This is a genomic window from Rhodococcus sp. NPDC059234 (genome assembly GCF_042754225.1).
Lineage (GTDB): Bacteria > Actinomycetota > Actinomycetes > Mycobacteriales > Mycobacteriaceae > Rhodococcus_G.
In genome coordinates this window covers 1-9,097 of sequence record NZ_JBHZAH010000162.1, presented here as the reverse complement: position 1 = coordinate 9,097, position 9,097 = coordinate 1, and the positions used below count along the sequence as shown (strand labels likewise).

At 70.2% G+C, this 9,097-nt stretch carries 11 protein-coding genes and 1 riboswitch; of the genes, 6 read left to right on the top strand and 5 right to left on the bottom strand.

Annotated features, from left to right (window positions below; translation table 11 throughout):
• The first annotated feature begins 108 nt into the window (after positions 1-108).
• From ACFXGJ_RS22915 to ACFXGJ_RS22900, 4 genes are all read left to right on the top strand, one after another.
• A complete protein-coding gene (locus tag ACFXGJ_RS22915; RefSeq protein ID WP_378625281.1) occupies positions 109-1,707 on the top strand; it encodes an MFS transporter in 1,599 nt (532 codons plus the stop codon).
• Positions 1,708-1,777: 70 nt separating this feature from the next.
• Positions 1,778-2,212, top strand: coding sequence for an OsmC family peroxiredoxin (locus ACFXGJ_RS22910; RefSeq protein ID WP_378625275.1), 435 nt, complete (start codon positions 1,778-1,780; stop codon positions 2,210-2,212).
• Positions 2,213-2,459: 247 nt separating this feature from the next.
• Positions 2,460-2,639 carry a hypothetical protein gene (locus tag ACFXGJ_RS22905; protein ID WP_378625272.1) on the top strand — a complete coding sequence of 60 codons (180 nt, stop codon included), beginning with the start codon at positions 2,460-2,462 and terminating at the stop codon, positions 2,637-2,639.
• A 217-nt stretch (positions 2,640-2,856) separates the two neighbouring features.
• Complete coding sequence (locus ACFXGJ_RS22900) at positions 2,857-3,549, top strand: DsbA family oxidoreductase (protein ID WP_378625278.1); 693 nt, start codon at positions 2,857-2,859, stop codon at positions 3,547-3,549.
• Positions 3,550-3,630: 81 nt separating this feature from the next.
• Here the strand turns inward: ACFXGJ_RS22900 and ACFXGJ_RS22895 are convergent, their stop codons facing one another.
• The 5 genes from ACFXGJ_RS22895 to ACFXGJ_RS22875 all read right to left on the bottom strand — a co-directional run bounded on the left by ACFXGJ_RS22895 (position 3,631) and on the right by ACFXGJ_RS22875 (position 6,697).
• The gene (locus ACFXGJ_RS22895; RefSeq protein WP_378625270.1) at positions 3,631-4,473 is read right to left on the bottom strand and encodes a CbtA family protein; all 843 of its coding nucleotides are present in this window, start codon (positions 4,471-4,473) and stop codon (positions 3,631-3,633) included.
• Positions 4,464-4,658: a CbtB domain-containing protein gene (locus ACFXGJ_RS22890; RefSeq protein ID WP_378625267.1), complete on the bottom strand. Its 195-nt coding sequence runs from the start codon at positions 4,656-4,658 to the stop codon at positions 4,464-4,466. Before ACFXGJ_RS22890 ends, ACFXGJ_RS22895 begins: the two co-directional genes overlap by 10 nt.
• A gap of 24 nt (positions 4,659-4,682) precedes the next feature.
• Positions 4,683-4,812: riboswitch (cobalamin riboswitch) on the bottom strand.
• Positions 4,813-4,855: 43 nt separating this feature from the next.
• Positions 4,856-5,899 (bottom strand): alpha/beta hydrolase, encoded by a 1,044-nt coding sequence (locus ACFXGJ_RS22885; protein WP_378625265.1) that lies wholly within the window; start codon positions 5,897-5,899, stop codon positions 4,856-4,858.
• A 59-nt stretch (positions 5,900-5,958) separates the two neighbouring features.
• Positions 5,959-6,267: an antibiotic biosynthesis monooxygenase family protein gene (locus ACFXGJ_RS22880; protein WP_378625262.1), complete on the bottom strand. Its 309-nt coding sequence runs from the start codon at positions 6,265-6,267 to the stop codon at positions 5,959-5,961.
• 40 nt (positions 6,268-6,307) lie between these two features.
• Positions 6,308-6,697: a MarR family winged helix-turn-helix transcriptional regulator gene (locus ACFXGJ_RS22875; protein ID WP_378625259.1), complete on the bottom strand. Its 390-nt coding sequence runs from the start codon at positions 6,695-6,697 to the stop codon at positions 6,308-6,310.
• 100 nt (positions 6,698-6,797) lie between these two features.
• Here ACFXGJ_RS22875 and ACFXGJ_RS22870 point away from each other — a divergent pair, with 100 nt between their 5' ends.
• Together ACFXGJ_RS22870 and ACFXGJ_RS22865 are read left to right on the top strand one after the other, a co-directional pair.
• Complete coding sequence (locus tag ACFXGJ_RS22870; RefSeq protein ID WP_378625255.1) at positions 6,798-8,267, top strand: MFS transporter; 1,470 nt, start codon at positions 6,798-6,800, stop codon at positions 8,265-8,267.
• A gap of 49 nt (positions 8,268-8,316) precedes the next feature.
• Positions 8,317-9,096 carry an alpha/beta fold hydrolase gene (locus ACFXGJ_RS22865; RefSeq protein ID WP_378625252.1) on the top strand — a complete coding sequence of 260 codons (780 nt, stop codon included), beginning with the start codon at positions 8,317-8,319 and terminating at the stop codon, positions 9,094-9,096.
• The last annotated feature ends 1 nt before the right edge of the window (position 9,097 follow it).

Genomic DNA, 9,097 nt, shown 5'->3' with positions numbered 1-9,097 from the left:
GGTTCGGTGGCGATCTTCCCGCTGTCTGCGGTCTCCTCCCCGACGGATTGCACCCGCACGGTGCGTCATTCGGCCTTTCGGCGACTGTCGGGTGGTGAACTGGTGGCTGTGACCACCGATGCCACGACCGACACGACCGGCGAGGCCCCCGCGCGGGCGTCGCTCGTCCTGCTGTCCCTGATCCTCGTCGCCGCCGTCGCGAACCTGAACCTCGCGGTGGCGAACGTCGCCCTGCCGGACATCGGCAAGGCGTTCGACGCCGGCCAGACCGGCCTTAACCTGGTCGCGGTCGGCTACTCGGTCGGCCTGGCCGCCTCGGTGCTGTACCTCGGCGCCGTCGGAGACCGCTACGGGCGCAAGACGATGCTGGTGCTCGGCATGGTGCTGTCGATCCCGGCCTGCCTGGTGGCCGCGTTCGCACCGAACCTGGAGGTCCTCTTCGCCGCTCGCCTGGTCGGCGGCGTCTCCGCGGGCCTGGCCTTTCCCACCACCCTGGCACTGATCACCGCGCTGTGGTCGGGCGCCGCCCGCACGCGGGCGATCGCGCTGTGGTCGGCGATCGGCGGCGGCCTCTCGGCGCTGGGCCCGCTGGTAGCGGGCGCCCTGCTGCAGTGGTTCTTCTGGGGATCGGTCTTCCTCGTCACGCTGCCGCTCGCCCTGGTCGCCCTGGCGATGGCGGTGCTCTTCGTGCCCGCGCACGTCAACGAGTCCACCGACCCCGTCGATCACCTCGGAGGCGTGGTCTCGGTGGTGCTCGTGGCGGCGCTCGTGCTCGGCATCAACTTCGCGCCGATGTCGGGATACGGGGCGACCGCCGTCGGCCTGCTGGTCATCGCGCTGGCCGCGGGCGTGGTGTTCGTGATCCGACAGCGCCGGGCGCCGAACCCGCTCTACGACCTGCAGGTCGCGGGCCGGCGCATCTTCTGGGTCGCGGCGGTGGCCGGCATCGTCGTCTTCGGCACCCTGATGGGCACGATGTACATCGGGCAGCAGTACATGCAGAACGTGCTCGGCTACTCCACGCTCGCCGCGGGATCCGCCGGCCTGCCCGCCGCCGCGGTCATGGTGCTGGTGGCGCCGCAGTCGGCGAAACTCGTCGAGGCGCGCGGTGCGCGCTTCACCCTCCTGGCCGGCTACGTCGCGATCGTGGCTGGGCTCGTGATCGCGCTGCTGCTGTGGAAGGAGGACGCCCAGTACTGGAAGATCGCGCTCAGCTACGTGCTGCTCGGCATCGGCGTCGGCCTGGCAGGCACGCCCGCGTCCCGGTCGTTGACGGGTTCGGTGCCGGTGCGGCGGGCCGGAATGGCCTCGGGCACCGCGGATCTGCAGCGTGACCTCGGCGGCGCGATCGTCCAGTCGATCCTCGGCGCGCTGCTCACCGCCGGGTACACGGCCGCGTTCGCGGCCTCGATCGCCGCGTCCGGTGAGGCGGACCAGGTCAGCGACGAGGTGCAGGGCACGCTGGAGAAGTCGTTCGCCGGCGCCGCCGGGATCGCCGAGCGGTATCCGCAGTACGCGGACCAGATCCTGGCCGCGGCGCGCTCGGCGTTCCTCGACGGGGACTCCAGGGCCTACGCGGCCGCCATCGCGATCGTGCTGGTCGGTGCCGCGCTGGTGTTCTTCGTATACCCGAAGCGGGACGAGGAGCGGCGACTGCTCGACCACTACCACGAGATCGACGCAGAACCGGCGCCGCAGTCGCACTGATTTCGGGTTCCGCGCGGACCGGTTCGGGGGAAGACTGGGCCCCGGCCCACCCGTCGAGGAGAGGAACGTCATGCCCACACGCACCGCCCGCACCGCCTGGAACGGAACCCTGCAGGAGGGCTCCGGCCAGGTCGAGCTCAGTAGTTCCGGCGTCGGCACGTTCGAGGTCTCGTTTCCCAAGCGTGCCGCCGAGGAGGCGGGTGGGACGACGAGTCCGGAGGAGTTGATCGCCGCGGCGCACTCGTCCTGCTACGCCATGCAGTTGTCGGCGCTGATCGGGGAGGCAGGCGGGGTCCCGCAGAGCCTGGAGGTGACGGCCGCGGTCAGCCTCGGCCCGGACGACCCGGGCTTCAAGCTCACCGGCATCGTGCTCACCGTCCGCGGTGAGGTCGACGGGTTGGACGCCGCCGGCTTCGCGAAGGCCGCGCAGGCGGCCAAGGAGTCGTGCCCGGTCAGCAAGGCCCTGACCGGCGTGGACATCACGCTGGACGCGGCCCTCGTCTGATCTCTCGTCCGAGCCCGACCGCACCGGGCGGTGCGGTCGGATCGGGCCGCCGTACGGGCATCTTGTTAGAAAAGGCAAGGATCACCCTCGCCAACGGGCGAATCTCCCTATATCATGGCTTTGCCGCGCCGATGCAACTGCCCGCCAGTTCCGGCGCGGATCCCCCATGAAGACAGCTGCGAAGGCGCAGGTCGAGAATGTCGGCGCCGTGATTCGGGACTGTCGATCGAAGTAAGGATTCACCGCTGTGACCAAGCCCACCGCTTCGCCTGCCCGTCGCCTCGCCGTCAAGATCGCCCTGACCGGACTGTTTGCCGCGCTGCCCCTCGGCCTTGCTGCCGGCCCGGCGCTCGCCGCCGGCACGCACGCGGGCAGCTGCAACATCGACGGAAACGTCAAGTGGGTGAAGGACTGCCCCAACGACTAGGGTCCGGTCCGGCGCCGTCCGCCGCAATTGAGGTGGATGGCATTGCATTGCAAGAACTTTCATATCTTCCGCGGTGCGCGCGCGGCCATCTGCCGACCCTCGGATGCGGTGTGACGCAGACGGGTCGGGAACACCACGCCGATGGTGGACGTTTCAACCAGTTGTGAGCACTGAACCAGCCGCAGCCCCGTCCGCCGCCACCGAACCCGCCGTCCTGATGGAGGTGTGGTCCGACATCGCCTGCCCGTGGTGCTACATCGGCAAGCGCCGATTCGAGGACGCGCTCGCGTCATTCGAGCATCGCGACCGGGTCGAGGTGGTGTGGCGGTCCTACCAGCTCGCGCCGGACACCCCGGTGGGTGCGCGGGTCGGTGAGCTCGAGGCTCTCGTCCGGCAGAAGGGTATGCCCGCCGAGCAGGTCAGGCAGATGTTCGCCCACGTCGCGTCGACCGCGGCCGCGGATGGCCTGACGATGGATTTCGACACCGTGATCGCCGCGAACACCTTCGATGCGCATCGATTGGTGCACCTCGCGGGCGATCGCGGGCACGACGTGATGGCGGCGCTGTTCCGCGCGCACTTCAGTGAGGGCCGGGTCGTCGACGACCGCGACGAGCTGGTGGCCATCGCCGCCGAGGTCGGGCTGGACGCCGAGGAGGTGCGTGCCGCGCTCGCAGGCGACACCGCGGCCGACCGGGTGCGGTCCGACATCGCCGAGGCCCGCGCGCTCGGCATCACCGGTGTCCCGTTCTTCGCCGCGAACCGGGCCATCGGGGTTTCCGGTGCGCAGCCGGTCGAGGTGTTCACCCAGCTGCTCGAGCAGGCCTACGCGCAGTCCGGCGGCATCGTCACCCTCGACGGCGAGGGGGCTGACGGCGCGGCGTGCGCGGACGGCTCCTGCGCCGTCTGACCCCCCAACGAGACCTCCCCGATGTCACATCGGTTCGCGTCAGGCGAACCACTGTGACATCGGGGAGGCTGGGGGAAGTGGTCAGCGGGCGTCGGCGAGCGAGTTCCGCTGCCCCGACGGCCGGTTGGCGCGCTCGGTGAGGAAGGCGAAGCCGAGTCCCAGTGCGAGCCACAGCGTCGCCTGGATGGCCAGCGAGGAGACTCGGAACTCCCACAACAACGTGGCGGGGAAGTCGCTGCCGACTTCGTTGATACCCGGCAGTGCCACGTAGCCGATCGCCACGACCACCAGGAACACCAGCAGCGGCACCGCGATGCGCACGGTCAGGAACTGGTGCGCCGAGACGATCCTCGCCGCGTAGGCCGCGAGCCCGACCGCGAGCAGTCCGAGCAGCACCGAGGCGAGCCAGAGCCAGGTGCGCTTGTCGATGGTGTCCGGGTCGCCGACCGCGGGCGGGTTGGCCGGGTACTTGAAGAACGGCACCGCCTCGATCGCGAGCCAGCCGAGGCCGGCGAGGCACAGGCCCAGGACCGGCCCGGACAGGTTGCTCACCCGTCGCGCGTAGTGGGCTACGACGGCGAAGATCGCGCCCAGCGCGAGTCCGGCGAGCGTGGTGGCCAGGAACAGCCCGAACCGCTGACCGTCGCGGCTGACCAGCGCGTCGTCGCCGTGCGAGTGGCCCGACGACTCGGTGGCGGGCTGATCCGGATGCTCGGTCGCGTCGGTGTGCGCGGACGCGGCGTCGTGCTCGTGCGGCGTCGCCGAATGCTCGGCCGGAGCGGATGCGGACTCCTCGATCGCGATGGCCGCGTCGATGTGCGGTTCGCCGATCACGAACGCGACGGCACCGGCCAGCAGGCCGGCGACGAGGCCGGCCAGCAGGCCGCGGATGAGGAGTTTCGTGAAGGCGTCGGTCAGTGGCACGGCAGGCCCAGCAGGTGGCGACCGTCGTGCATCAGCTCGTGCATGTACATGCCGCCGCGCGAGACCGCACCCTGGTCGAAGCCGACCAGGTACAGGGTCAGCATCGCGAGCATGACCACGCCCGCGATGATCATCGCAATGCCGATGGAATCGGTTGCCTTGCTGGGGGTGTGAACGAGTGTCATGGTTCCTCCTGGGATTGCGCGTCCCTCAAAAGTCCAGGCGATGGCCACGGTGTCTGGCTGTCGAGACGGTGCCTCGATCACAGTGGCGCGACCGCTCCGGACTTTCGCCGGATTCCCGTCAGCCATCGCTATTACCAGCGCACTCTCGCATTGACCCGGCGGTGGTGTCAATCGATGCCGTGCCGGCGGGGAACCGGCTACGGGGTGGAGACGGCCCTCCGCAGCGCGGCCGCGGCCCGTCCCATCGCCTCGGGCCCCGAACGCCCCACCCCCACCATGTTCGCGAAGGAGTGGATCAGACCGGGCTCGCGGACGTGTTGCACCGCCACTCCTGCCTGGCGGAGCTTCTCGGCGTAGTCGTCGCCTTCGTCGCGCAGCGGGTCGAACCCGGCCGTCACGACATAGGTGGGCGGCAGACCTGTCAGGTCGCCGTAGATCGGGGACAGCAGCGGGTCGGTCAGGTCCACCCCGGCGGGCGGGTAGCTCGCCTCGGTGAGGTCCGTGAATCGTTTGTTCAGGAAGAACCCCGTCGCGAAGGTCGTCCGGCTGGGCCGCTTCACGGCGAAATCCACCGCGGGATAGATCAGCAACTGGAAGACCGGCGGCGCCCCGACCTGCGCGCGGGTGGCGCGCTGGGCGAGCACCGCGGCGAGATTGCCGCCCGCGCTGTCGCCGCCGACGGCGATGCGGTCCGGGTCGATGCCCAGGCCCGTCGCGTTGGCGGTGACGAACGAGTACGCCGCCTCGACGTCGTCGACGGCAGCGGGGAAGGGCGACTCGGGGGCGAGCCGGTAGTTGACGGCGACCACCCGGACTCCCGCCCGCTCGGCGAGGAAACGGCACATCGCGTCGTGGGATTCGAGGTCGCCGTAGATGAATCCGCCGCCGTGGATGAAGAACAGGGCCGGCGACACCGCGGCCAGATTGCGCGGGGTGTAGAAGCGCAGCCGGAGCGGGCCGCCCGGACCGTCGATGTCGAGGTCGGTGACCGCGCCGATCGGCAGGTCGCCGCCGACCGCCTTCGCGGCGTCGACCAGCGCGCGTCGTCCGCCTGGGATCGGTCGTTCCTCGATGGCTGCGCCTTCGATCTTGCGCAGCGTGAGGACGAGCTGCATCTCGGGATCGAGGATGTTGCCCTCGATCTCCACCGGCCGCCCTGCGAGGCGGCGGACGATGCCGGAGGGCAGCGACAGCAGCGCCTGCAGGGTGTGCCGTTTCGCGGAGTCGACTACCGCGGTCATACGAGTGAATCTACCGGCCCGACCGGCGGCCGACCGGGGTTCTCGGGGCTCGGGCGCCCTTAGGCCTTGGCGGCCACGTCGAGCACGACCTCGAACTCGAGCAGCGAGGCGCCGGTGGAGACGGGCTTGCGCGCCTCACCGGCGTGGGCGGCGCGGGCGTCGCCGTCACGCCAGGCTGCGAAGGCCTCCTCGGACTCCCACTGGGTGACCACGAAATAGCGGGTCTCGCCGCCGGTCGGGCGCAACAGCTGGAAGCCCAGGAATCCGGGGGAGTTCTCGACGGTGCCCGCGCGCTGCGCGAACCGCTTCTCGAGTTCGGGGCCGGCGCCCTCGGGCACCTCGATTGCATTGATCTTCACGACTGCCATGGCCGCGAGCGTACTCCCGACGCCTCGCGGGCAGGTGTGCTCAGTCGGCGTCGGCAGGCTCGCCGAGATGCTCGGCGAGCACCGTCAGCTGGATCCCGGCGGCGTCCGCATGCACCGCGCGCCCGGCGTCCGTGACGTCGACGAACACCCCGCGCCGGTCGGCTTCGCACAGCGAGCGCGCGACCAGCCCGGCCTTCTCCAGCCGGGCGACGCTGCGCGAGAGCGCGCTCGGGCTCAGGTACATGTCGGCGGCCAGTTCCTGCATGCGCGGGTGCTTGCAGGTGACGGACATCAGGCGGTCGAGCGTCTCGAAGTCGCTCATGCTCAGCCCGTGAGCGCTCTGCATCCGCCGGTCGAGTTCGCAGGCGATGCCGTTGTACCGGGTCAGCAGGGTGCGCCAGGTGTCGCGCAGCTCCGCGGGTGACGTCATGGCCGCATCCTAGTTCGCCTCCCGAGTCGGTGCAAGGAAAATAAATGCAAACAGAATTAGTGCTTGCGCATTGATTGCATGTGCATCTAATGTCTCCCACGTGACCATCACCGAATCCATCCCGAACCTGACCACGACAACGGATTCGCCGGGGGCCCAACGAGGTTGGACCGGCCGGCTCTGGGGGATCCTCGCGGTGCTGTGCGTCGTGATGTTCCTCGACGGGCTCGACGTCTCCATGGTTGGCGTCGCGCTGCCGTCCATCGGCACCGAACTCGGCCTCGACACCACCTCGCTGCAATGGATCATCAACGGCTACGTGCTCGGCTTCGGTGGTCTGCTGCTGCTCGGTGGTCGAACGGCCGACCTGCTCGGCAGGCGCAACGTCTTCCTGGTGGCGCTGGGGGTCTTCGCCCTCGCCTCACTGGTCGGCGGGCTCGTCGACGACGGCACCCTCCTCATCGTGACCCGCTTCGTGAAGGGCCTCGCCGCGGCCTTCACCGCGCCGACCGCGATGTCCATCCTGACCACCACCTTCAAGGAGGGGCCGGACCGCAACCGCGCGCTGTCGATCTTCTCCGTCTTCGGCGCCAGCGGCTACTCCTCCGGGCTGATCCTGGGCGGACTGCTCACCAGCGCCGGGTGGCGGTGGACGTTCCTGATGCCGGTGCCGTTCGCGGTCGCCGCCCTCGCCGCGGCCGTCGTCCTCATCCCGCGGGACCGGCCGGCCGACACCGGCGGGCACGACCTCGCGGGCGCGGTCACCCTGGTCGCGGGCATGATGCTCGCCGTCTACACGGTCGTCTCCGCGCCCGCGCGTGGTTGGGCGGACCCGCTCACGCTCGGACTCTTCGCCCTCGCGGCCGCGTTGCTGACCTCGTTCGTGTTGGTGGAGAGGCGAATTGCGCATCCGCTGGTCCGGCTGAGCATCCTGCGGGTCGGCGCGATCGTGCGTGCCAACCTGAGCATCATCGCGCTGTTCGGTTCCTACCTGAGCTTCCAGTTCATGATGACGATCTTCCTGCAGTCGGGGCTCGGCTGGTCGCCGCTGAAGATGGCGATGGCGCTGCTCCCCGCGGGCCTGATCGTCGCGGTCGTCTCGCCGTTCGTCGGCCGCCTCGTGGACCGGTTCGGGACGGCGCGGATGATCGTCGCCGCGATCGGCTCGCTCAGCGCGGGTTACCTGTGGTTCCTGTTCGTCGGCAGTGACCAGCCCACGTATGTCGTCGCGATCGTGCCGAGCGTGATCCTGCTCGGGTTCGGCTTCGCCTTCGGCTTCACCTCGATCATGGCGCAGGCCACCGCGGGCGTGGACGACTCCGAGCAGGGCCTGGCCTCCGGCCTCGTGCAGACCTCGATGCAGGTCGGCGCGGCCCTGGTCCTGGCGCTGACCACCGCGCTCGTCACCGGCGGCTCGCACGCGGCGGGCGAAGCCACCGCGAGCTTCGACCAGTTCCGTCCCGGACTGGTGCTCGTCACCGGGGTGGCGCTGGTCGGGCTCGCGATCACCGTGTCCCCGCTGCTGCGGCGGCGCCGTTACACGGCGGTGCCGGTGCTCGATCGGGGCTGACACCACCAGGGACGTCGAAGCGGCAAGGCACCGGGTTAACCTCGGTGCCGTGCTGCATGACGAGGGTGGGACCGGTCGGCCGATTCTGTTGCTCCACGGACTGATGGGTAGCGCCAGGACCTGGCGCAGGCACGTGCCGTGGCTGCGCGAGCACGGGCACGTCTACACCTTCGACGCGGCCGGGCACGGCAGGCCCGCGCCCGCCGAGCTGACCACCGAGGCGTTCGTCGCGGACCTCGCCGCGGCGGTCGCTCCGATCGCCGAACCGATGGTGGTGATCGGACATTCGATGGGTGGGTTGCACGCGTGGTGCTTCGCCGCCGCGCACCCGGATCGCGTCACCGCGCTGGTGGTCGAGGACATGGCGCCCGACTTCCAGGGCCGCACCGCGCGCGACTGGGCCGAGATGATCGGGTCCTGGCCGACGCCCTTCCGGGACCGCGAGCACATGGTCGATTTCTTCGGACCCGTTGCGGCTCAGTACTTCATGGACTCGTTCGAGGAGCGACCCGACGGCTTCCACCTGCACGGCGAGGTGCCGGTGTGGCGGGACATCTCCGAGGAGTGGGGAACCCGCGACTTCTGGACGCAGTGGTCGGCGGTGCGGGCGCCGGCGCTGCTGCTCGAGGGCGAGTTCACCATCACCCCCGCCGGGCAGATGCGCCGGATGGCCGAGACGCCACGCGACGCGGCGACGAGCTACGTGCTGGTGGCCGGCGCCGGGCACCTGGTGCACGACGACCGGCCGGCCGAGTACCGGGCCGCGGTGGAGGCGTTCCTGGACCCAGCCGTTGTGATCTTCGGCCACCCCAAAGAGCGACCGCCATAGG

What these genes read in the sequence shown, in the direction of transcription:
- ACFXGJ_RS22910 (WP_378625275.1), top strand. Translation starts at nt 1,778, where the DNA reads ATGCCCACACGCACCGCCCGCACCGCCTGGAACGGAACCCTGCAGGAG.
- ACFXGJ_RS22900 (WP_378625278.1), top strand. Translation starts at nt 2,857, where the DNA reads ATGGAGGTGTGGTCCGACATCGCCTGCCCGTGGTGCTACATCGGCAAG.
- ACFXGJ_RS22890 (WP_378625267.1), bottom strand. Translation starts at nt 4,658, where the DNA reads ATGACACTCGTTCACACCCCCAGCAAGGCAACCGATTCCATCGGCATT.
- ACFXGJ_RS22885 (WP_378625265.1), bottom strand. Translation starts at nt 5,899, where the DNA reads ATGACCGCGGTAGTCGACTCCGCGAAACGGCACACCCTGCAGGCGCTG.
- ACFXGJ_RS22880 (WP_378625262.1), bottom strand. Translation starts at nt 6,267, where the DNA reads ATGGCAGTCGTGAAGATCAATGCAATCGAGGTGCCCGAGGGCGCCGGC.
- ACFXGJ_RS22875 (WP_378625259.1), bottom strand. Translation starts at nt 6,697, where the DNA reads ATGACGTCACCCGCGGAGCTGCGCGACACCTGGCGCACCCTGCTGACC.